Genomic DNA, 22646 nt, shown 5'->3' on the forward strand with positions numbered 1-22646 from the left:
GGTGAGCCCTAACGCGTGTGACCGTCCCCCGTCACGATGTACTTCGTGGAGGTCAGCTCCGGCAGGCCCATCGGGCCGCGGGCGTGCAGCTTCTGCGTGGAGATGCCGATCTCGGCGCCGAAGCCGAACTGACCGCCGTCGGTGAAACGCGTGGACGCGTTCACCGTGACCGTCGTGGAGTCCACCAGCTGCGTGAACCGGCGGGCCGCCGCCTGCGAGGTCGTCACGATCACCTCGGTGTGGCCCGAGCTCCACTCCCGGATGTGCCGCACCGCCACATCCAGCGAATCGACGACCGCGGCGGCGATGTCGTACGACAGGTACTCGGTCTCCCAGTCCTCCTCGGTGGCCGGCACGACGGTGGCCTTGGAGCCCGCCGCGTACGCCGCCACCCGCTCGTCGGCGTGCACCGTCACCCCCGCCTCGGCGAGCGCGTCGAGGGCCAGCGGCAGGAAGTCGGCCGCGACGTCCTGGTGGACGAGGAGCGTCTCGGCGGCGTTGCAGACGCTGGGGCGCTGCGCCTTGGAGTTGATCAGGATGTCGACGGCCATGGCCAGGTCGGTCTGCGCGTCGACGTACACATGGCAGTTGCCGGTGCCCGTCTCGATGACGGGGACCGTGGACTCCTCGACGACGGTGCGGATCAGTGAGGCGCCGCCGCGCGGGATCAGGACGTCGACCAGGCCGCGGGCCCGCATCAGTTCCCGTACCGAATCGCGGGACTCCCCCGGCACCAGCTGTACGGCGTCGGCGGGCAGTTGGGCCTGCTCCACGGCGTCGCGCAGCACACCGACGAGCGCGGTGTTGGAGGCGTACGCCGAGGACGAGCCGCGCAGCAGCACGGCGTTGCCCGACTTCAGGCAGAGCGCGGCGGCGTCCACGGTCACGTTCGGGCGGGCCTCGTAGATGATGCCGACGACGCCCAGCGGCACCCGCACCTGCCGCAGGTCGATCCCGTTGGGCAGGGTGGAGCCACGTACGACCTCGCCGACCGGGTCGGGCAGCGCGGCCACGTCACGCACGTCGGACGCGATGGCGGCGACCCGCTCCGGGGTCAGCGTCAGCCGGTCGATCACGGTCTCGCTCGTGCCTGCGGCGCGGGCCCGGTCGACGTCCTGGGCATTGGCCGCGACGATCTCGTCCGTACGTGCCTCCAGCGCGTCGGCGATCGCCAGCAGCGCGGCGTCCTTGGCGGACCGCGGCAGCGGTGCGATCTCGGCGGCTGCGGCGCGGGCGCGGCGGGCGGTCGCCACGACCGGGGACTGCGGAGTGGAGTCGGCGAGGGGCGAGTGCGAGGTCATGTCCGCAGCGTAATGCGCACCCTTCGGGCATCCGCCGGGCGTACCGCTCTGCGAGACGGGGGCCGGACGACGCGGGGCCAAGGCGACCGGGCGGGACGGCGTCCGCCCGGCCCTTCCCCCGCCGTCGGCGCCCGCCCGGCCCGCCGCCCCGGGCTGCCGGTCCACCGTCCCGTCAGTACGGGTGCACGCCGACCGGGGCCGCCGGGGGCGGGCCGTATCCCTCGGCGATGCGCTGGTGGTAGGTGTCGCGGTCGATGACTTCCAGCCCGACGATCTCCCAGGGCGGCAGCTTGGACGTCGACCGGTGCTCGCCCCACAACCGCAGGGCGACCGCGGCGGCGTCGTGCAGGTCACGGGCCTCTTCCCAGTAGCGGATCTCCGCGTGGTTGTTGGCGTATCTGCTGGTCAGCAGGAAGGGATGGTCGTGCGCCAGCTGTTCGAGGCCGCGCCTGACCTCCGTCAGCGGCGCCTCGTCGCCCGAGACGCAGAGCGTGACGTGCCACAGCCTGGAGGTCTCGACGGTGACGCCGCTCCCCGCTTCCGGAGCCACGCCCTGCCCCGGATTCCTGCTCTCGTCGTAGTCCGCCCCCGCCCCGACACTGGTCAGGACACGCTCGGCCGTCCCTCGGGGCGGCGCCCCCGGACGCGCTCGTCTCACCGGCGGCCTCCTGTACTGCGTTGTTGTGCCGTGACCCCGCGTTGCGCTGTGTCCCCGCAACAAAGTTGACCAGCCTTGGGCCGGGCGCGGGGCCGTTTTGGGGAAGGTCTGTGCCCCGGGCCCGGACTTTCAGCCGTTTCAGGGGTGCAGGACAACCAGATCGTCTCTGTGTACGACTTCGCGCTCGTAGGCCGGGCCGAGTTCTTTCGCCAGGTCCCGGGTGGAGCGGCCGAGCAGCTGCGGGATCTCCTTGGCGTCGTAGTTGACGAGTCCGCGGGCGACGGCCCGGCCGGTGGCGTCACGCAGCTCCACCGGGTCGCCGGCGCTGAACTCGCCCTCGACCGAGGCGATCCCGGCGGGCAGCAGCGACGTACGCCGCTCGACGACCGCGCGTACCGCCCCGTCGTCGAGGATGAGCGCGCCCTGCGGCGTCGACGCGTGCGCGAGCCACAGCAGGCGGTCGGCGCTGCGGCGGCCGGTGCGGTGGAAGTGGGTGCCCGTGTCGCGGCCCGCGAGGGCGTCGGCGGCCCTGCTGGCGGAGGTGAGGACGACGGGGATCCCCGCGGCGGCGGCGATCCGGGCCGCCTCGACCTTGGTGACCATGCCGCCCGTGCCCAGGCCCGCCTTGCCCGCGCTGCCGATGGACACGTGCGCGATGTCGGCGGGACCGCGCACCTCGGCCAGCCGTGAGGTGCCGGGGGTGCTGGGGTCGCCGTCGTAGAGACCGTCGACGTCGGAGAGGAGGACCAGCAGGTCGGCCCGTACGAGATGGGCGACGAGCGCCGCCAGCCGGTCGTTGTCGCCGAAGCGGATCTCGTCCGTGGCGACGGTGTCGTTCTCGTTGACGACCGGGACCGCGCCCATGGCGAGCAGCTGATCCAGGGTCCGGTAGGCATTGCGGTAGTGGGCGCGGCGGCTGGTGTCGTCGGTGGTGAGCAGTACCTGGCCGACGCGTACGCCGTAGCGCGCGAAGGACGCGGTGTAGCGGGCCACCAGCAGCCCCTGGCCGACGCTCGCGGCGGCCTGCTGCCTGGCCAGGTCCTTGGGCCGGCGGGCCAGTCCGAGGGGCGCGAGTCCGGCGGCGATGGCGCCGCTCGACACCAGCACGACCTCCCGCTCGCCGCCGCTGCGGACCTTGGCCAGCACATCGACGAGGGCGTCCACGCGGTCGGCGTCGAGGCCGCCCGCCGCGGTGGTCAGCGAGGAGGAGCCGACCTTGACGACGATCCTGCGTGCCTCTGTGACGCCCTGCCTTGCCCCTGACACGTACGACCCCGCTCCTGCTCGCCCGATTCTCCCCGCAATCTACGGGAGCCCGATCGGATGCCGCCTCCGCATTCCGCGCCGTGGACATGGGCAGGGGCTGTGCGTCACGCGCGCGTGACGCACAGCCCCTGCCCACACCTCACTTCGGGCCGTACTCGCCGTCGGGCCCCGATGCCGTCAGGACTTCGCGAAGATGCCCCGCGCGGTCCTGCGCAGCTTGCGCAGCTTGCGCACCACGCGACGCGCGAAGGTCGGCTTGGGCTTGCCTGCCTTGCCTGCCTTGGGCGCGGTGATGCGCACCCCGCCGACCCACTCCGCCACGGTGACGGCGAACATCTCGTCGGGGACGCCCGCCTCCTTGTCGCCGAAGTGCGGGTACACGAGGTACGGCTTGCCCTCGGCGCCCCTGCGGACGACCTCGGGCTCCGCCTTGGTGCCGAGGAAGTCGAGGTGGGCCCGCAGGAGGTCCGCCCGGCCCTGCGCGACGTAGTACATCCGCAGCCGCTCGGGGACCTTCAGGCGACGTGCCACGCCCGGCGTCCAGTACTTGTCGGTGAGCGGCTTCGCCAGCTCCAGCTTGTCCTGACGCTCCTCGGCCTTCAGCTTCGGCCAGCGGTGGTCGAACTGCGGCAGCAGCGTGATCACGAACGGCCGGACCATCAGGTCGTCCCGCTTCTCCCCGGCCGCGTAGAACTCGGCGATCAGGTCCATCAGGGCCGTCGCCGAGTCGAAGCGCATCGCGTAACTGCCGCTCTGCGTCACATGCTTGCCGTCGTCCCGGCGCACGATGTAGAGGCAGGTGTAGTCGGCGACGATGGAGACACCCGAGCTTCGTACATACGCCTCAAGGGTGAAGCGCGCGTCCTCGCCGGTGTACAGGCTCTGGTCGAAGCGCATGCTGTTGCTTTCGAGCAGTTCGCGGCGGAACAACTTCTCGGCGCTCAACGTGAACTTGATGTTCGACGAGAAGAGATCCGTACGCTCCACCGTGCGGCCGAACATGGACTTCGGCGCACCCCGCCGGATGCCCTCGATCTTGCCCAGCACCACATCCGTGCTGTTGCGGTCGGCGATCGCGACCATCCGCTCCAGCGCTTCCTCGCCGAGGTAGTCGTCGGCGTCCAGGAAGAAGACATAGCGACCACGCGCCATGTTCAGCCCGACGTTGCGCGGGCCGGCGGGCCCGCCGGAGTTCTCCTGGTGGACCACCCTTGTATTGATCTTGGACTTGGCAGCAAACGCGTCCAGGTGCTCTCCGGTCCCGTCGGTCGAGCCGTCATTGACGGCAACGATCTCTATGCGATCCGCACCCAGGGTCTGCGCCTCGATCGAATCCAGGCAAGGGATCAGGTAAGGCATTGCCTCATAGGCACCGATGATCACTGTCACATCGGGAATATCAGCAGCGGCCCGGCCCGTCTCATTCTCGTTCATCGACATCCAAGACAGTTGGCACTTGCGTGTGGTTGTTCGTCATCGTCACTTTTCTACGTGATCCTCGCCACAGTGCCACGCACAACGACCCGGCAGAACGCCTCGAAAGACGTTCTACCGGGTCGTTTTGATGCGGTGGGAAAGCGGTTGCTCTGCGGTATCAGCCCGCCACGGTCGAGTCGAGACCGCTGGACTCGGGCGCCGAGTCGCTCGGGTCCGCCGCCGTGACGGCCACCTCGACGCCGACGCGCTGGGCCACACCCTGGTTGCGGGCCTCGGACTTGGCCGCCAGGGTCCGGACGGCGTCGTTGAACTGGACGATGGACGCCGGTTCGTCGGGACCCAGCAGGTACGCCTTCAGCTCCAGCCGCGCGTCGGCCAGCGGGTCGGCGCTCGCGCCGCCGGTGACCGCACCGAGCAACTCGTCCAGCTGCACGGCGCTGTTGGAGAGGATCACCGCGGCCCGTACGGCGGTGTTCTGCTGCTTGAACTCCTCGACGCCCAGCTCGGCGGAGTCGGTGACCGCGTACGGCTTGCCGCTCGCGATGAAGTCCGACACCACGCTGGAGATGTCGGAAACCATGCCGTCCGCCTCGTTGAAGCAGTCGTACAGGTGCGGCTCGGCACCCGCGACGACCCGGTGCTCCCACCACCCGAACGAGCGCCAGTACGCGGCGTTCCATTCACTCTTGAGCTTGGCGAGCTCGGCCTCGCGCACCGGGTCGGCGAGGGCGTCACGCGACAGCTCGGCCTCGTCCTTGCGGCTCGCGCCGCTGCCCTTGCCGCCGCCGTTTCCGGCGAGCTCGCCGAGGCGGGACCCGATACGGGTCAGCTCGGCCCGCGCCGCGGTCTGCTCCGGCTCCAGCGCGGCCCTCTCCTTCGCCCAGCGGGCGTCGGTGAGGCGCCCGGCCGCCGCCGTCTCCACCATGGCGGTGATACGGGCGTGCACGGCCTTTGCCTGGGGGCTGCGCGTCCCGGTGAAGGGGTGCGGCTTGTAGACCACCCTGACGGGCTGCTCGGCCTCCAGGAGGCGCCTGACGATGTTCTCGCCGGCCAGCAGGATCGAGGTGTTGCCCGGGTTGTCGTCCCAGCCCTCCCAGGTGGGGGCGTACAGGACGGTCGGGACCGGGCGCACGGGCGCACCGCTCCACGGCTCGATCGGCGCGAGCTGCGGGCGGCCCACCTCGGCGATGTCCTCGTCACGGACGCCGACGTCGGCGAGCGCGTAGCGGTCGCGGCCCGCCCGGCCGGCGCTCCACACCTCGTCGTAGACCTTGCTGAACGGGTTGATGCTCGCGACCTTGTCGCTGTCGCCGTGCCCGATGAAGACATGCTTCATCGTGGGGATGCGCAGCATGTGGATGTTCTTGCCGACGTTGGCGGCGTAGAGCGCGACGCGGACCGTGGAGAGGTCCATGTTCATCAGGTGCGTGGCACTCGGGACGCAGATCACCGGCACCGAGGTCGGTGCGAGCTGCGGCACGATGTGACGCTCGCGCAGCACGATCAGCGGCTTGCCTTCGACCTGCTTCATCGTGTCCAGCCACATGTTGACCTGGTACGCCGACTCCCTGGAGCCGGAGAAGTACAGGACGGTGGTCGGACGGTAGTCGCCGAGCCAGCTGTCGACTCCCGCCAGGACGGTGTCCACCTTGGGGACCCGGCGGTTGGCCCGCAGGTACGGCAGCAGGGCGGTCACATAGGCGATGGCCAGCACCAGCGTGATCCCGAGACCCACGTACCCGAAGGCGTTCACGCCGGTCCGGATCGCGATCAGGATGCCCGCCATGGCGAAGATGTCGAGGTGCAGCATCTTCTCGCCGGAGCGGTTCAGCAGCCGCCGCGGCGGCGCGCCGGGGATGCGCAGCATGCCGAGGTCGATGTTGCGGGTCACCACCGGCATCCTGCGGCGCAGCCTGACCAGCGTGACGAGCGCGCCGTGCGGGGCCTGCAGGGCGTAGAACAGCAGCAGGCCGGCGATCGTCAGGTAGAAGATCGTCTCCTCGGCCAGCTGCATGCGGGCGAGCAGCAGGATCAGCAGCAACTGGCGTACCAGGAAGCGGATCGGCAGACCGGCCCGGACTTTGCCGAGGCGATTGATGAGGTAACTGCCACGCTGGTGGAGGTGCTGGTCCGCGAGGTAGGTCACAGCGGCGCCGGCCGCGAAGAACCAGAGATTCGGAATCAGCGCGGCGAGCATTATGCAGGGATAGCCCAGGCCGAGAAGTGCGGCGGCGGCCAGCTCTGACCCGCTGCCCACACGGGCCAGGCGGATGGCGGTCGAAATCACGAAGAACCTGCTCCAGAGGGGTGCCGGTCGTTTACGTTGAAAGAGAAATGTGAAGGCGCACCTTCACGAACTCGGGCCTCTGCAGTTCGCTGCTTGGCGACTACAGAGGCCCGATTCGAATAATTTGGAGCAGTATTACACATCTTCCTGACGGTCCAGAACGGACGCCAGGGCCTGCTCGAATCCGGAGGCCTCGGAGGCACCGCGGGTCGGGTCGACCTGCCGTACGTCGATGACATGGCCGGTCAGCTCGGAGAGAAGTACGTCCAGGGATGTCCGGGCCACGGCCTCGGAGGAGAGCAGCGAGCCCGCGGGCTCGTCGCCGAACGCCTTGGTACGCATCGGCGTCGCCGTGCGCTCCGGATTGACGCAGTTGACGCGCACGCCTTCACTCGCCCACTCGTCGGCGAGCGCCTGGGTGAGGTTCACCATGGCGGCCTTGGTGGAGGAGTAGAGGCTGTACTCGGCGCGGCCCCGGGTGTAGCTGCTGGATGTGTAGAGCAGCAACTGGCCCTTGGTCTCGGCGAGGTACTTGTACGAGGCGCGCGCGATCTGGACCGGCGCCAGGTAGTTGACGTTCAACGCTTCCTGGATGGTCGTGTTGTCCGTCTCGGCGAGCTTGCCGATGCGCAGCACACCCGCCGTGTTGATCACGTAGTCGATGCGCCCGGTCTCCGAGTACGCCTTGGACAGCGCGTCGTCGACGTGCTCCGGGTTCTCCACGTGCGTGCCGGTGGTGGAGCGGCCCAGCGCGTACACCTTGGCGCCGTACTGCTCGGCGATCTTCGCGATGTCCGAGCCGATGCCGTACGAGCCGCCGAAGACGACCAGCGTCTTGCCGGACAACGCCGCGCGGTAGGCGGCCTCGTCGGCCTGCTGCGGGGCCGCGGTGGAGGCGAGCTGGAACAGCTTGTCGGCGATGAACACGTCGACCGGCTGCGTCACCTTCATGTTGTACTCGTCGCCCGCGACGACGTAGATCGGCACGTCGGGCAGGTACTTCAGGACGACCGAACAGTCGTCGGTGGCCTGGAAGTTGGGGTCACCGGCCGCGACCTCGTACGCCTTGCGGATGGTGGAGAGCTTGAAGGCCTGCGGGGTCTGGCCGCGGCGCAGCCGGGACCGGTCCGGGACCTCCGTGATGAACTCGCCGTCGCCGCCGTGCGTGCGCGTCACGATGATCGTGTCCGCGGACGGGATGGCGACGTCGACCGCCTGGTAGCGGTCGAGCGCGTCGACGCAGTCCTGGATCACGCGCTGTGACAGCAGCGGGCGTACGGCGTCATGGAAGAGGACATTGCGGTCCTCACCTGCGGCGAGACCCTCGCCGAGCGCTGAAATCGCGCGCTCCGTGGTCTCGTTGCGGGTCGTACCGCCCTCGATGACCTTCGTGACCTTGGTCAGGCCGGCCTTGGCGACGATCTTCTCGACGTCGGGCACATAACCCGGCGCCATCAGAACGATGATGTCGTCGATACCTTCGGCCTGCTCGAAGGTCGTCAGCGTGTGCTCGATGACCGCCTTGCCTGCGATCTTCAGCAGCTGCTTGGGGATCGACAGACCCACGCGCTGGCCGGTACCACCGGCAAGCACGACTGCTGTGGTACGGGGCTTGGCTACGGGCTGCACAGACACAGACGACCTACCTTGCGAGTGCTGGGGGACCTCGTGATGGTCGCACTCTCCGTGACCGTCTCGCAAGGCGGACGTCCGGCCGACGACATCTGTACGAAACCGGGTGTACGTGCTGTGGGCTCCAGGTGGACGCCCTGTGGGCACGGCGGACCCTCGGGGAGACGCGTCTCCCCGAGGGTGACCGACGCCACAGTTCAGCCGGACGTCAGCGACTGAACGCCTGGCCGAAGCGGGCCCCGGCGACCGTCGCGCCGAAGGTCTCCGCCCCGAAGGAGAAGGATCCGGCGGGGATCACACCGGTGGCGTTGGTGCGGAAGGCTCAGACCACCCCGGCCTGGGCGTTCTCGTCCGGGGCGCCGACGGGGAGCTCCGCCGGGACGCCCTTGCCGGAGCCCTTGCTGTTGACGATCTTGATCGTCGAGCCGAAGCGGTCGCCCCGCTCCGCCGCCCCCGGACGCCGGGGGTGTCCTGGCTGAACGCCTTCGCACCGGCGCCGCGAAGCCCGTCGGCCGAGCCGTTCAGGGTCACGAAGGCGCCCGCGTTCACCAGACCGTGGTGGTCCTCCAGGGGCACGCCGACAGCGAGGTCGTCGTAGCCGTCACCGTTGAGGTCCGGCTGATTCTGCTGGGCCCACGGCGCGGCCGGAGCGGCCTGGGCCGCGGGAGTCGTGAACGCGACGCCGACAGCGGCGGCCACCGCCAGCGTCGTAAGAATCCTCCGGGAGGTCACGAAACCCCTTGCTTCGGCGAACAGTTGAGGGGGCGCGGATCATCAAGATCCACGCCCCCTCAAGACGGCGCGCGCCCGCGAAAGGTTGTACGCCGTCAGGTCCCTAGAAGGGCTTGAACTCGTCGTACTCGCGCTCCGGGTCGTCGCGCTCGGCGCTGCGGTCCCTGCGGCGCTGCTCGGCGGGGCGCGGGGCCTCCAGGCGGTGGTCCTCGCCACGGCGGCCGAGCATTTCCGCGCCGGCCATCGTCATGGGCTCCCAGTCGAAGACGACCGAGTCCTCGTCGTTGCCGATCGCGACGGCGTCACCCGCATGGGCACCGGCCTTCGTGAGCGCGGTCTCGACGCCGAGGCGGCTGAGGCGGTCCGCGAGGTAGCCGACGGCCTCGTCGTTCTGGAAGTCGGTCTGACGCACCCAGCGCTCCGGCTTCTCGCCGCGCACGCGGTAGACGTCTTCTTCCTTCGTGATGGTGAAGCCCGCGTCATTGACGGCCTTCGGACGGATGACGACGCGGGTGGTCTCCTGCTTGGGCTTGGCGGCGCGCGCCTTGGAGACGATCTCCGCGAGGCCGAAGGAGAGCTCCTTGAGGCCCGTGCGGGCGACCGCGGAGGCCTCGAAGACGCGGTAGCCGCGCGCCTCAAGGTCCGGGCGGATCATGTCCGCGAGGTCCTGGCCGTCGGGGATGTCGATCTTGTTGAGCACGACGACACGGGGCCGGTCCTCAAGGCCGCCGTACAGCTTGAGCTCCTCCTCGATGGTGTCGAGGTCGGAGATCGGGTCGCGGTCGGACTCCAGGGTCGCCGTGTCCAGTACGTGCACGAGCACCGAGCAGCGCTCGACGTGGCGCAGGAACTCCAGGCCGAGGCCACGGCCCTGGCTGGCGCCCGGGATGAGGCCGGGGACGTCGGCGATCGTGTAGACGGTCGCGCCCGCGGTGACGACGCCCAAGTTCGGGACGAGCGTCGTGAACGGGTAGTCCGCGATCTTCGGCTTGGCGGCGCTCAGCACGGAGATCAGCGAGGACTTGCCCGCGCTCGGGTAGCCCACCAGCGCCACATCGGCGACGGTCTTGAGCTCCAGGACGATGTCGCCGCCCTTGCCCGGCTCGCCGTACAGCGCGAAGCCGGGGGCCTTGCGGCGGGCGGAGGCCAGCGCGGCGTTGCCGAGGCCGCCGCGGCCGCCCTCACCGACGACGTACATGGTGCCTTCGCCGACCATGTCGGCCAGCACATTGCCATCGGTGTCGAGGACGACGGTGCCGTCGGGGACGGGCAGGACCAGGTCCGTGCCGTCCTTGCCCGAGCGGTTGTCACCGGCGCCGGGCTGGCCGTTGGTGGCCTTGCGGTGGGGGCTGTGGTGGTAGTCGAGCAGCGTGGTCACGGACTGGTCGACGACGAGGGTGACGTCGCCGCCACGCCCGCCGTTTCCGCCGTCCGGGCCGCCCAGCGGCTTGAACTTCTCACGGTGTACGGAGGCGCAGCCGTGGCCTCCGTTACCCGCGGCGACATGCAGTTCGACGCGGTCCACGAAGGTGGTCATGGGTGGGTCCTCCAGTACATACGGAAATGTCTACATACGTAACACACCAAGGGCGGCCGCTCTTCCCCGGTAGTCCGGGAAAGAGCGTCCGCCCTCGGAAAGTGCTGTGCGTTACCGCTCGACGAAAGCCGGAATTACTCGGCGATCGGAACGATGTTCACAACCTTGCGGCCACGGTGCGTGCCGAACTCGACCGCACCGGCGGCGAGTGCGAACAGCGTGTCGTCGCCACCACGGCCGACGCTCGTGCCCGGGTGGAAGTGGGTGCCGCGCTGGCGGACCAGGATCTCACCGGCGTTGACGGTCTGACCGCCGAAGCGCTTCACGCCGAGCCGCTGAGAATTGGAGTCGCGCCCGTTCCGAGTGGACGATGCGCCCTTCTTATGTGCCATGTGTTCTCAGTCCCTTACTTCGCAGCCGCGGGAATGCCGGTGACCTTGATCGCCGTGTACTGCTGGCGGTGACCCTGGCGACGGCGGTAACCGGTCTTGTTCTTGTAGCGAAGGATGTCGATCTTGACGCCCTTGTGGTGGTCCACGACTTCGGCAGTGACCTTGATGCCGGCCAGGACCCACGGGTCGCTGGTGACGGAGTCGCCGTCCACAACGAGCAGAGTCGAGAGCTCGACCGTGTCGCCGACCTTGGCCGTGGGAATCTTGTCAACCTCAACGATGTCGTCCACAGCAACCTTGTGCTGTCGACCACCCGCGCGCACGATGGCGTACACGTTGATCTCTCTTTCGCTCGGAACGGGACTCCTGAAGCCAGCCGCACGCACGGGCCGGGGCCCGCGACGATCCGAATGGACGAGCGGCCTCTCACCGCACCGAAAAGAGTGCCGAGAGGGAGTTGCTCAGGAGTAGGCGCGCATAGAAACACGCCGACGCTCAACACTACGGGGCCCCACGGGGAGGGTCAAACCAGCCTCCCGGGCCCGCGCCACGCCCTCCGATGGCCGAACTTCCCATCGGTCTGCCAGCGAAGACATCACGGTTTCTGCACAACGGCTCCACTTGGCATCCCATTTTGCAAGAATCGGGTATCGCCAGCGCCCCTGCCCGTGCAGTGGGATGCATCCACTCCTGCACGGATAGGGAAGAGACCTGTGCCCACACCCGATATTTCGGTGATCATCGGTGCTTATAACGCCATGCCGTATCTGACCCGGACCCTCACCTCGGTCGTCGAGCAGTCGATCGGGCGCGACCGGATCGAGATCATCACGGTCAACGACGGCTCCACCGACACCACGGGCAAAGAGCTGGAGCGATTCGCCGCCGACTACCCGGGGCTCTTCCAGGTCTTCCACCAGGAGAACTCCGGCGGCCCCTCCGCCCCGCGCAACGCCGGGCTCGAACATGCCAGGGGCCGGTACGTCTTCTTCCTCGACGCCGACGACTACCTCGGCGAGGAGACCCTGGAGCGGATGCTGGCCGCCGCCGAGACCAACAACACCGACGTGGTGCTCGGCAAGATGGTCGGCGTCAACGGCCGCGGCGCTCCCGCCTCGATGTTCGTGCACAACCAGCCACGCACCGACGTCTTCAACTCCCGTGTCTACTGGGCGCTCAACCCGCTCAAGCTGTTCCGCCGGGATCTGATCGAGCGGCACTCGCTGCGCTTCCCCACCGGGTACAAGGTCTGCGAGGACCAGTTCTTCACCGCTCTCGCCTACCTGCGCGCCGACGGCATCTCGGTCGTCGCCGACTACGACTGCCTGTTCATCGTCAAGCGGGACGACGGCCAGAACATCACGGTCACCACGCGCGGCGCGGACCAGCGCATCAGCACGCTCCGGATGATGGTCGACCTCGTCGAGGAGAACGTCGAGCCGGGACCCGACCGCGACGCGCTGATGCACAGGCACCTGGCGATCGACATGTTCCACGCCCTGATCCACCTGGCCGCGGAGAAGGACCGCGAGGTCCAGGAGAAGAACCTCGCCGATCTGCGCGAGATGCTGACGCGCTCGTACCCCGACTCGCTCAAGGAGCGCCTGAACGCCCTGACCCGGCTGCGCGCCGAGCTGATCCTGCGCGGCATGCTCGACGAGCTCATCGAGCTGGAGCGCGTCGACGGCGCCCACCGGAGGGCCGGCACCGCCCCGGAGGTCCTGGTCGAGGACGCTCACGCGTACGCGCGTCTGCCGTTCTTCCGGGACCCCGCGCGTGGCATCCCCGACGACTGCTACGACATCTCCCGCGAGCTCCAGACCCGCCACCGGCTCGACTCGGTGGCCCTCGACGGCTCTCTGCTGAAGATGACCGGCCACGCCTACCTGCGCCGGGTCGGCGCCGGGCGCATCAGCACCGAACTGGTGCTGCGCGAGCGGGAGTCCGAGGCCGAGTACCGCGTACCGGCCGAGCAGGTGGCGTCGCCCGGACTCGGCGCGGACGAGGACGGCGGGGTGCACGGCTACGGACACGCGGGCTTCTCCGTGACCGCCGACCTCCGCACGCTCGCCGACGGCGAGTGCCTCTCGCGCGGGCTGTGGGACGTATTCGTCGCGCTCGACGCCGACGGCGTCGGCCGGGAGATCCGATTCGGCAACAAGCGGCTTTCCGAGGTCGACGCCAGGCCCGCCACGCATGTCGTGGGCGAGGGCGCGGACACCCTCGTCGCCTCGCTCTACTACACCCACCCGTTCAGCAACCTCACCCTCGACATCGGCGAGAGCAAGCACCACGTCACGGACAAGCTCCGCGTCAACGACGTGGCCTGGTCGAGCGCGGACACGGGGGTACTGGAGATCACCGGCTCGTGGAAGCTGGCATCGCTGCCGCTCCGCGCGCTGAGCGTGCGGCTGGGCAACGAGGAGGGTGCGTTCGTCGACTTCCCGGTGACCGCCGACGGCACCCGGGGGTTCACGGCACGCGTACCCGTCGGCGGCCTGGGGACGGGCACCTGGACGGCGACCCTCCGGCTGGCGGGAGCGGGCGGCCTGTCGTGGCGCGCGTCCGTACCGGCCCGTCCCGGCATGCAGCCCGCGCGGTGGCGGCGGCTCGGAATGCCCTGGTACGCGAGACCGACCGCGAACGGGAAGCAGTTCGCGGTACGGGTGGACCGGGTGCGGGTGGGACGGGCGCTGGCGGAGCGGGTCAAGCGCTAGGAAGTGGCGGGGGCGGGGTGCGGGCGCGGGTGCCACTGCGGATTGCCTACGGCACTGTCCCCCTTCCCGCGCCTTCCCGCGCCTTCCCGCGCCTTCCCGCGACGCGGGGCGGGCCCAGGGTCCTGGGGCCGCCCTGCGGGCGTGTCCGCAGGGCCGCCGGACGGGATCGCGGTCGCCGCCGGCGGCGACCTCTCAGCCGTCCGGCGCTTGAGCACCGGGAGCGTGGGGCCGAGCCCCAGGTGTGGGAAGGCGCGGGTGGCGCGAAGGCACTGCGGGCACCCCCACCCGCACGAGTGAGGGCCGCCCCCGAATGCTTAGGGCGGCCCTCACTCTTCGTGCGACATCTCCGGCCTCCGGCCGGTCAGTCCTCCGTGGAGGACGACACCGCCGGCTGCGACGGCTGCTCGGCCGCCACGGTCTTCTTCGCCGGGGCCTTCTTGGCCGGAGCCTTCTTGGCGGCCGTCTTCTTCACGGCCGCCTTTTTCGTGGTGGTCGCCGCCTTCTTCGCGGGGGCCTTCTTGGCGGCCTTGCGCACCGCCTTCTTGGCCGGAGCCGCGTCGGCGTCGACGTCGGCCGCGGTGTCCGTCGCCGGGGCCGGGGCCTCAGAAGGCGCCTCGACCACGAGGACGGCCGGCTCGTCCGCACCCTTGGGCGAGCCCGCGGGTGCGGTCGCCTTACGGGTCGCACGCCGCCGCACACGCGGCGGAGCCGCCGCTGCGGGCGCCTCTGCCACCGGCTCGTCGGCCGGGGCCGGGGCTGTCGACTCCTCGACCACCGGAGCCGGCGCGGGGACCGGGGTCTCCTCGACGACCGGCGTCCCGGTGACCTCGGCGACCTTGGGCGCACCGGCCGGAGCCGATGCCTTACGGGTCGCACGCCGACGCGGACGGGCCGGAGCCGCGTCCTGCAGCGGCTCGGCCACCGGCTCCGGGACAACCGCCTCGGTGGCGACCGGCTCGGGCTCGGGCTGCGGCTCGGGCTCCGGTGCCACCTCGGGCTGCGGCTCGGCGGCCCGTACGGGCTCCGGCGCCGTCTCCCTGGGCGCACCGGCCGGAGCCGATGCCTTGCGCGAGGCCCGGCGGCGCGAACGCCCACCGCGGCTCGCGGCCTGCTCGGCCTCGCCGGGGCTGCTGTACAGGTCCTCGTCGGGCACGAACTGCGGCTCGGGCAGCGCCAGCGGAGCGGCGGCCTCGGCCGCGAGCTCCTCCACCGACTCGTCCTCGGCGGAGTCCTCGTGCTCGTGCTCGTGGCCCTGCTCCGTACCCGTGGAGCCGCCCCGGCCGCGCTTCTTCGCGCGCTTGCCGTTGCCACCGCCGCCGGGGGCGGTCGGCTGCTCCATGTGCACGATGACGCCGCGCCCGTTGCAGTGGACGCAGGTCTCGGAGAAGGACTCCAACAGGCCCTGACCCACCCGCTTGCGGGTCATCTGCACCAGGCCCAGCGAGGTGACCTCGGCGACCTGGTGCTTCGTACGGTCGCGTCCCAGGCACTCCAGGAGACGCCGCAGCACCAGGTCCCTGTTCTGCTCCAGGACCATGTCGATGAAGTCGATGACGACGATGCCGCCCAGGTCGCGCAGCCGCAGCTGGCGGACGATCTCCTCGGCCGCCTCCAGGTTGTTCCTGGTGACGGTCTCTTCGAGGTTGCCGCCCTGACCGGTGAACTTGCCGGTGTTGACGTCGACGACGATCATCGCCTCGGTCTTGTCGATGACCAGCGAACCGCCGCTCGGCAGGTAGACCTTGCGGTCCAGCGCCTTCATCAGCTGCTCGTCGATCCGGTACGTCGCGAAGACGTCGACCTCGGAGGTCCAGCGCGACAGCCGGTCCGTCAAGTCGGGCGCGACGTGCGAGACGTACCCGTGGATGGTCTCCCACGCGTCGTCGCCGCTGACGATGACCTTCGAGAAGTCCTCGTTGAAGATGTCGCGGACGACCCGGACGGTCATGTCCGGCTCACCGTAGAGAAGGGTCGGCGCGTTCGAGCTGCTGCCGTTCTTCGCCTTCTTCTCGATCTCTTCCCACTGGCCCTGCAGACGCTCGACGTCGCGGCGCAGCTCGTCCTCGCTGGCGCCCTCGGCGGCGGTGCGCACGATGACGCCCGCGTCCTCGGGGACGATCTTCTTGAGGATCGTCTTCAGACGTGCGCGCTCGGTGTCGGGCAGCTTGCGGCTGATGCCGGTCATCGAGCCCTCGGGCACGTAGACCAGGTAGCGGCCGGGCAGCGAGACCTGGCTGGTGAGGCGGGCGCCCTTGTGGCCGATCGGGTCCTTCGTGACCTGCACGAGGACCGACTGGCCCGACTTGAGGGCGGACTCGATGCGACGCGGGCCGTGGCCCATGCCCAGTGCCTCGAAGTTGACCTCACCGGCGTACAGGACGGCGTTGCGGCCCTTGCCGATGTCGACGAACGCGGCCTCCATGGACGGCAGTACGTTCTGCACCTTGCCCAGGTAGACGTTGCCGACGTAGCTGGTGGCCTGCTCCTTGTTGACGTAGTGCTCGACGAGGACGTCGTCCTCCAGCACACCGATCTGGGTGCGCTCGCCGCTCTGGCGGACGACCATCACACGCTCGACGGCCTCGCGGCGCGCCAGGAACTCGGCCTCAGTGATGATCGGGACGCGACGACGACCCTGCTCACGGCCTTCGCGGCGGCGCTGCTTCTTCGCCTCCATACGGGTCGAGCCCTTGATGGACTGGACCTCGTCGAAGCCGGTGCCGGGCTCGCGCTCTTCCTTCTTGCGCGGCTCACGGACCTTGACGACGGTGCGCTCCGGGTCGTCCACGCCGTTCTCGGCGTCGGTGCCCGAGTCACCACTGCGACGGCGACGGCGGCGACGGCGACGGCTGGAGCTGGAGCCCGAGGCGCCGTCGGCGTCCTCGTCGTCCTGCTCCTCGTCGTCATCGGCGTCGGCCGACTGGTCGGACTGGTCCGACTGCGCGGCCTTGGGCGCGTGACGCTCGGCGGCGGGCTCGTCGGAGCTGTCCGACTCCTCGCTCTCCTCCGGGTCGGCGGACTCGCCACGACGGCGGCGACGGCCACCGCGGCGACGGCGGCGGGCCCTGCGGTCCTCCGCCTCGTCGACGTCGTCCTGCGCGGCGGGCTCGTCGGAGGCTTCCGGCTCCTCGGCCTCCTCCGGCTCGGGCGCACTGTCCACGGCGCGCTCGGGCTCGGCGGTCTCACCACGACGGCGACGGCGGCGACGCGACCCGGACTGCGGCTCGGGGACGGCCTCGGCGGCCGTCTCCTCGGCCTCCTCGACCTCTTCCTCTACGTACTCGGCCTCCGGCTCGGGCTTCCCCGCGGCGGCAGCCGCGGCCGACTCGGGGGTCTGGAACATCGGCTCCGTGAAGACCGGGGCCTGGAACACGGCGACGGCGGGGCGCGAGGCGCGGCGGCGCGAACGCGGCGGCTCCTCGACGACGGGCGCGGCGGCCTCGGGCTCGTCCTGCGCGGGCTCGGCCGCCTCGGGGGCAACGACGGCGGGGGCCTCTTCGGCTCCCTTGCGGCCGGCGCGGCGGCGCGTCGCACGACCGCGCGGCGCCTCCTCCTGGACCTCGGCGGCGACCGGCTCGGCCGGGGCTGCCTCCTCGGCTACGGCGGGTGCTTCGTTCTGCTCGCCCTGCGGCGCACCGGCGGGCGCGGTGGCCTTACGGGTGGCGCGGCGGCGCGTACGGGCCGGCGGCGCGGCGTCGACCGGCGCGGCCGTGGCCTCGACAACCGGGTCCTCGACGGCCTGCGGTGCCTCGGCGGCCTCGGGCCGCACGACGTCGGCGGCCTCGCCCTGCGGCGCACCGGCGGGCGCGGTGGCCTTACGGGTGGCGCGGCGGCGCGTACGGGCCGGCGGCGCGGCGTCGACCGGCGCGGCCGTGGCCTCGACAACCGGGTCCTCGACGGCCTGCGGTGCCTCGGCGGCCTCGCTGGCGGCGACGGGCTGCGGTGCGTCCGTGACCTCGGTGGCCTGCGGCGCACCGGAGGGCGCCGTCGCCTTGCGGGTCGCCCGACGGCGCGGGCGGCCACGCGGTGCCTCGTCGGCCCCGGTGGTGTCGGCGGGCTCGGGAGTCGCAGCGGGCGCGGGGGCCTCCTCGGCCTGCGGCTGCGGCGCACCGGCGGGCGCGGTGGCCTTACGGGTGGCGCGACGACGCGTACGGGCCGGCGGCGCCGTGTCGGTCGCTTCGGTGGCTGCGGCTGCGGTGTCGTTGGTGTCGCTCACGGCACCCTCTCCGGCCGGTATGGCCGGAGCCGCGGCCTCTACGGTGTCGGCGGTCACGGCAGGCTTCGCGTCCCCGGACGGCGGTCCGGCCGGGCGCGAGGCCGCACGGCGCCTACGGCGCGGCGGCAGCGTGTCGCTGGGGCTGTTGTTGTCGTCCGGGGTGCCTGCGGCGTTGCGCGAGGTACCTGTCGACGGCTCGATGGAATCGTTCGGCTCAAGCATGCGGGCGGTTCTCCCGTCACGCTCCCGGGCGCCACGCCTGATTCCGGTCCGGTCCGGTCCGCGGATGAACGCGGTACCGCCGTCCGGGGCGCGGGCGCCTCACGGGAGCTGTTGTCTAGCTCGCCGGTTCCCTACGCGTTGCACGTACGGCCTGGCGAAAGTCTTCAGGTCAGGTGGTGCGCGGCCCGACCCAGGTGGCTCCCGAGTACCAGGGCTGCGCTACGACGACCGCCCTACGCGGAACCTGCACCGGTCGGCGTCTTCGCGGCGGTCAGTCCGGCGGCCTTGGATGGAGCGGCCGTGACTGCCTCGCGGTCGGGCGCGAGCGGGTCGGTCACCGTGCCGGTCTCCTCGTCGAAGAGCCCCTGCGCCAGCCTGGTCACCGCTACGGGGACCGGCGGCGCCAGGTCGGCCACAGCTCGGAGACCGGACAGAACGTCGTCGGGTCGAACGGCAGGTGTGAAGTGCCGAACAACCAGCCGCAGTATCGCACAGGGGCCGTCCTGGGACCTATCCGCCGGTGGACGCGCGGCGCGCAGGTCGGCCACGGCCTCCCGTGCGTCGAAGGTCCGCATGCCGTTCTTCGTACGGCGCTCGACCTCCACGGTCTCGGCCGCGAGGAACGCGGAAACGGCCTTCTCGGCCTCTTCGAGGGTGACACCGTCGAGCCGAAGCTCCCAGATGGACCCGGTCAGCCGGTCGGCGAGTCCGGAGGTGTGGGCCTCCACGGCGTCGGTGATGTCGAGGCCGTCCGGCAGCGATTCGTTCAGCAGCTCGCGCAGCTGGTCGGGGTCGCGCCGGTCGGTCAGCGCGATCTCCAGGTACTCGGCCTCGCTGCCCGTGCCGGTGGGTGCGGCATTGGCGTACGACACCTTGGGGTGCGGAGTGAATCCGGCCGAGTACGCCATGGGTACCTCGGCACGGCGCAGCGCCCGCTCGAAGGCGCGCTGGAAGTCACGATGACTGGTGAACCGGAGGCGGCCACGCTTGGTGTAGCGCAGTCGGATGCGCTGCACCGCCGGAGCGGGCGGCGGGCCTTCGGGCTGTCGCTTGCCCAGTGGTTCTTCTCCTCGGTGCGGGGCCACGCGTGGTCAGCGCGCCCTTCGGCGTGGGGGGTGCCCCCGCGCGCTCCTGCACCGGGCTCACCCCTGCTTGGCTGTGCTTTCGCCAAGCAAGGAGATCTCGGGCGCGGGCGCCGCGCTGGGGGCAATCGTCTTACCACCCAGAGTACGCGCAGGACTCACCAGAGGTTCCCGGGCGTCGGCAACGGCCGGTTCAGGGGCGGTCCGCACCTCGTGGCGGGCGCCGCCCACCAGTGCGCGCCACGCGTCCTGCCTGGCCTGGCGCACGGTCTCGCGCGCCGCCCGCACGGCCGCCCGCGCGCCCCGGCCCGCCTCAACAGCGGCCCGCTTCGCCGGGGCCCAGCCGGCGTCCCGCACCCAGTGCCCGACCGGGGTGCACACACTCAGCCACGCCCAACGCACCGGCCGCCCGAGCAGATTCCAGCCGAGCCACTTCAGCGCGCGCCCCACGGCACGGGAAATGTATCCGGCGATACGCCACCCGTGCCCGGCGGCTGCGGCGATCTCTCGCCCCACGGGCGCGAGGCCCGCGCGCCAGAACCAGACCACCGGCTTCACCAGCAGCATCATGACCACCCACACCACCGGCACCACCAACAACGTCACCACCAACCACACCACCGCCGCACCCACACCACGCGCCACAGCCGCGATCCCGAAGCCCAAGCCACGCGCCAGCCACGCCAGCCCATGCCCCACCGGCGACAGCACCCGGCGGTACACCCACACCACCGGCACCACGATCCCGTACCTGACCCCCGGTACGACGACGTACTTCCACAGCGCGATCCACGGCAGCACCAGCACGCCGTACGCGACGTACCCGAGGGCCTTCGCGACGGGCACGAGGACGTGCTCGTAAAGCCACCCCGCCGGTACCACGAGCAGCACCCGGCCGACCGTGGCCAGTGCGCGGCCGCTCGCCTTCGCGGAGATCGTCAGCAGATCCCAGATCATCCGCACCGGCACGAACAGGACCAGCACGACGACGCGCACCGGGATCCTGATGACGGCGGTCAGACAGCCGTCCGCGCGCTCCGGCTCAAGCCGGACGAACCCGCGCGCGGGCTCCTGCCGTGCGGGTGGGTTCTCCTTCTCGAAATCCATGTCGTGCTCTCCCCCGTTTTCGACGCACTCCCAAGGACGCGCACGCGGCCCGTGCGGATCCCGATTCCCGCCACACGCGAAGACCCGGTCACTGGATCGTTCCCAGTGACCGGGCCTCCGTGGCGCGGGATCTACTTGACGGTCAGTGGCAGTAGCGTCTTGCCCGTCGGGCCGACCTGGATCTGCGTGTCCATCTGCGGGCAGACACCGCAGTCGAAGCACGGGGTCCAGCGGCAGTCCTCGACCTCGGTCTCGTCGAGCGAGTCCTGCCAGTCCTCCCAGAGCCAGTCCTTGTCGAGGCCGGAATCCAGGTGGTCCCAGGGCAGGACTTCCTCGTACGTGCGCTCACGGGTCGTGTACCAGTCGACGTCCACGCCGAATTGGGGCAGCGCCTTCTCCGCGCAGGCCATCCAGCGGTCGTAGCTGAAGTACTCACGCCAGCCGTCGAAGCGGCCACCGTCCTCGTACACGGCGCGGATGACGTGCCCGATGCGGCGGTCACCGCGCGAGAGCAGGCCCTCGATGATGCCGGGCTTGCCGTCGTGGTAGCGGAAACCGATCGACCGGCCGTACTTCTTGTCGGCGCGGATCTTGTCGCGCAGCTTCCCCAGCCGCGCGTCCGTCTCCGCCGCGGACAGCTGCGGGGCCCATTGGAACGGGGTGTGCGGCTTGGGGACGAAGCCGCCGATGGAGACGGTGCAGCGGATGTCGTTCTGCCCGGAAACCTTGCGACCCTCGGCGATGACCTTGACGGCCATGTCACCGATCTGCAGGACGTCCTCGTCGGTCTCGGTCGGCAGGCCGCACATGAAGTACAGCTTCACCTGGCGCCAGCCGTTGCCGTACGCCGTCGAGACCGTCCGGATCAGGTCCTCTTCGGAGACCATCTTGTTGATGACCTTGCGCAGCCGCTCGGAGCCGCCCTCGGGCGCGAAGGTGAGGCCGGACCGGCGGCCGTTGCGGGTCAGTTCGTTGGCCAGGTCGACGTTGAACGCGTCGACGCGGGTCGACGGCAGCGACAGGCCGACCTTGTCCTCCGTGTACCGGTCGGCCAGCCCCTTCGCGATGTCCGCGATCTCGGAGTGGTCGGCGGAGGACAGCGAGAGCAGCCCGACCTCCTCGAAGCCGGTCGCCTTGAGGCCCTTTTCCACCATCTCGCCGATGCCGGTGATGCTTCGCTCCCGCACGGGGCGCGTGATCATGCCGGCTTGGCAGAAGCGGCAGCCGCGGGTGCAGCCGCGGAAGATCTCGACGGACATCCGCTCGTGGACGGTCTCGGCGAGCGGGACCAGCGGCTGCTTGGGGTAGGGCCACTCGTCGAGGTCCATGACCGTGTGCTTGGACACCCGCCACGGGACGCCGGACTTGTTCGGTACGACGCGGCCGATCCGCCCGTCGGGCAGGTACTCGACGTCGTAGAAGCGCGGGACGTAGACGCCACCGGTCCTACTGAGCCGGAACAGCACCTCTTCGCGGCCGCCGGGGCGGCCCTCCGCCTTCCAGGCGCGGACGATCTCGGTGATCTCCAGGACGGCCTGCTCGCCGTCGCCGAGGACCGCGCAGTCGATGAAGTCCGCGATCGGCTCGGGGTTGAACGCCGCGTGGCCGCCGGACAGGACGATCGGGTCGTCGAGCGTGCGGTCCTTGGACTCCAGCGGGATGCCCGCGAGGTCCAGGGCGGTGAGCATGTTGGTGTAGCCGAGCTCGGTGGAGAAGCTCAGGCCGAATACGTCGAAGGCCTTCACGGGCCGGTGCGCGTCCACCGTGAACTGGGGGACCTTGTGCTCTCGCATCAGCGCTTCGAGGTCCGGCCAGACGCTGTACGTCCGCTCGGCGAGAACGCCGGCCTGTTCGTTGAGCACCTCGTAGAGGATCATGACGCCCTGGTTGGGCAGTCCGACCTCGTAGGCGTCGGGGTACATCAGCGCCCAGCGGACATCGCAGCTGTCCCAGTCCTTGACAGTGGAGTTCAGCTCACCGCCGACGTACTGAATGGGCTTCTGCACATGCGGGAGCAGAGCTTCGAGCTGCGGGAAGACCGACTCGGCAGACATCAGGCG

At 70.5% G+C, this 22646-nt stretch carries 15 protein-coding genes; 1 reads left to right on the forward strand and 14 read right to left on the reverse strand.

Features of this window, described 5'->3' with window-relative positions:
• Window positions 1–8 precede the first annotated feature (8 nt).
• The 10 genes from ACLLJJ_RS11005 to rplU all read right to left on the reverse strand — a co-directional run bounded on the left by ACLLJJ_RS11005 (window position 9) and on the right by rplU (window position 11577).
• A complete protein-coding gene (locus ACLLJJ_RS11005; protein ID WP_434589401.1) occupies window positions 9–1301 on the reverse strand; it encodes a glutamate-5-semialdehyde dehydrogenase in 1293 nt (430 codons plus the stop codon).
• 172 nt (window positions 1302–1473) lie between these two features.
• Window positions 1474–1959, reverse strand: coding sequence for a hypothetical protein (locus tag ACLLJJ_RS11010; protein WP_434589403.1), 486 nt, complete (start codon window positions 1957–1959; stop codon window positions 1474–1476).
• A 138-nt stretch (window positions 1960–2097) separates the two neighbouring features.
• Window positions 2098–3225, reverse strand: a complete 1128-nt coding sequence (proB, locus tag ACLLJJ_RS11015) for a glutamate 5-kinase (RefSeq protein WP_434589405.1) — start codon at window positions 3223–3225, stop codon at window positions 2098–2100.
• A 177-nt stretch (window positions 3226–3402) separates the two neighbouring features.
• The gene (locus ACLLJJ_RS11020; RefSeq protein ID WP_434589407.1) at window positions 3403–4665 is read right to left on the reverse strand and encodes a glycosyltransferase family 2 protein; all 1263 of its coding nucleotides are present in this window, start codon (window positions 4663–4665) and stop codon (window positions 3403–3405) included.
• Window positions 4666–4819: 154 nt separating this feature from the next.
• Entirely contained in the window at window positions 4820–6949 is a 2130-nt protein-coding gene (locus tag ACLLJJ_RS11025) for a hypothetical protein (RefSeq protein ID WP_434589408.1), read from the reverse strand.
• 135 nt (window positions 6950–7084) lie between these two features.
• On the reverse strand, window positions 7085–8584 hold the full coding sequence (locus tag ACLLJJ_RS11030) for a bifunctional cytidylyltransferase/SDR family oxidoreductase (RefSeq protein WP_283522617.1): 1500 nt from the start codon (window positions 8582–8584) through the stop codon (window positions 7085–7087).
• Window positions 8585–8875: 291 nt separating this feature from the next.
• Entirely contained in the window at window positions 8876–9313 is a 438-nt protein-coding gene (locus ACLLJJ_RS11035) for an integrin alpha (RefSeq protein ID WP_434589410.1), read from the reverse strand.
• A gap of 103 nt (window positions 9314–9416) precedes the next feature.
• Window positions 9417–10850 carry a GTPase ObgE gene (gene obgE, locus ACLLJJ_RS11040; protein WP_434589412.1) on the reverse strand — a complete coding sequence of 478 codons (1434 nt, stop codon included), beginning with the start codon at window positions 10848–10850 and terminating at the stop codon, window positions 9417–9419.
• Window positions 10851–10984: 134 nt separating this feature from the next.
• On the reverse strand, window positions 10985–11242 hold the full coding sequence (rpmA, locus tag ACLLJJ_RS11045) for a 50S ribosomal protein L27 (RefSeq protein ID WP_283519395.1): 258 nt from the start codon (window positions 11240–11242) through the stop codon (window positions 10985–10987).
• Window positions 11243–11256: 14 nt separating this feature from the next.
• Complete coding sequence (gene rplU / locus ACLLJJ_RS11050; RefSeq protein WP_347118272.1) at window positions 11257–11577, reverse strand: 50S ribosomal protein L21; 321 nt, start codon at window positions 11575–11577, stop codon at window positions 11257–11259.
• Between the two features lie 378 nt (window positions 11578–11955).
• Between rplU and ACLLJJ_RS11055 the strand changes: the two genes are divergently transcribed.
• Window positions 11956–13959, forward strand: a complete 2004-nt coding sequence (locus ACLLJJ_RS11055) for a glycosyltransferase (protein ID WP_434589415.1) — start codon at window positions 11956–11958, stop codon at window positions 13957–13959.
• A gap of 361 nt (window positions 13960–14320) precedes the next feature.
• On the opposite strand, the gene ACLLJJ_RS11060 is transcribed toward ACLLJJ_RS11055, so the two are convergent.
• From ACLLJJ_RS11060 to ACLLJJ_RS11075, 4 genes are all read right to left on the reverse strand, one after another.
• On the reverse strand, window positions 14321–18397 hold the full coding sequence (locus tag ACLLJJ_RS11060; protein ID WP_434589417.1) for an Rne/Rng family ribonuclease: 4077 nt from the start codon (window positions 18395–18397) through the stop codon (window positions 14321–14323).
• A gap of 233 nt (window positions 18398–18630) precedes the next feature.
• Window positions 18631–19413 carry a TIGR03936 family radical SAM-associated protein gene (locus ACLLJJ_RS11065; protein ID WP_434589419.1) on the reverse strand — a complete coding sequence of 261 codons (783 nt, stop codon included), beginning with the start codon at window positions 19411–19413 and terminating at the stop codon, window positions 18631–18633.
• Window positions 19414–19539: 126 nt separating this feature from the next.
• Window positions 19540–20586 carry a hypothetical protein gene (locus ACLLJJ_RS11070; protein WP_434589421.1) on the reverse strand — a complete coding sequence of 349 codons (1047 nt, stop codon included), beginning with the start codon at window positions 20584–20586 and terminating at the stop codon, window positions 19540–19542.
• 131 nt (window positions 20587–20717) lie between these two features.
• Window positions 20718–22640, reverse strand: a complete 1923-nt coding sequence (locus tag ACLLJJ_RS11075) for a TIGR03960 family B12-binding radical SAM protein (RefSeq protein WP_434589423.1) — start codon at window positions 22638–22640, stop codon at window positions 20718–20720.
• Window positions 22641–22646 lie beyond the last annotated feature (6 nt).

Source organism: Streptomyces sp. A5-4 (assembly GCF_051131715.1).
Classification (GTDB): domain Bacteria; phylum Actinomycetota; class Actinomycetes; order Streptomycetales; family Streptomycetaceae; genus Streptomyces.

Excerpts from the sequence above, each read along its gene's own strand:
- ACLLJJ_RS11005 (WP_434589401.1), bottom strand. The coding sequence starts at position 1,301 with ATGACCTCGCACTCGCCCCTCGCCGACTCCACTCCGCAGTCCCCGGTC.
- ACLLJJ_RS11020 (WP_434589407.1), bottom strand. The coding sequence starts at position 4,665 with ATGTCGATGAACGAGAATGAGACGGGCCGGGCCGCTGCTGATATTCCC.
- obgE (WP_434589412.1), bottom strand. The coding sequence starts at position 10,850 with ATGACCACCTTCGTGGACCGCGTCGAACTGCATGTCGCCGCGGGTAAC.
- rpmA (WP_283519395.1), bottom strand. The coding sequence starts at position 11,242 with ATGGCACATAAGAAGGGCGCATCGTCCACTCGGAACGGGCGCGACTCC.
- ACLLJJ_RS11060 (WP_434589417.1), bottom strand. The coding sequence starts at position 18,397 with ATGCTTGAGCCGAACGATTCCATCGAGCCGTCGACAGGTACCTCGCGC.
- ACLLJJ_RS11070 (WP_434589421.1), bottom strand. The coding sequence starts at position 20,586 with ATGGATTTCGAGAAGGAGAACCCACCCGCACGGCAGGAGCCCGCGCGC.
- ACLLJJ_RS11075 (WP_434589423.1), bottom strand. The coding sequence starts at position 22,640 with ATGTCTGCCGAGTCGGTCTTCCCGCAGCTCGAAGCTCTGCTCCCGCAT.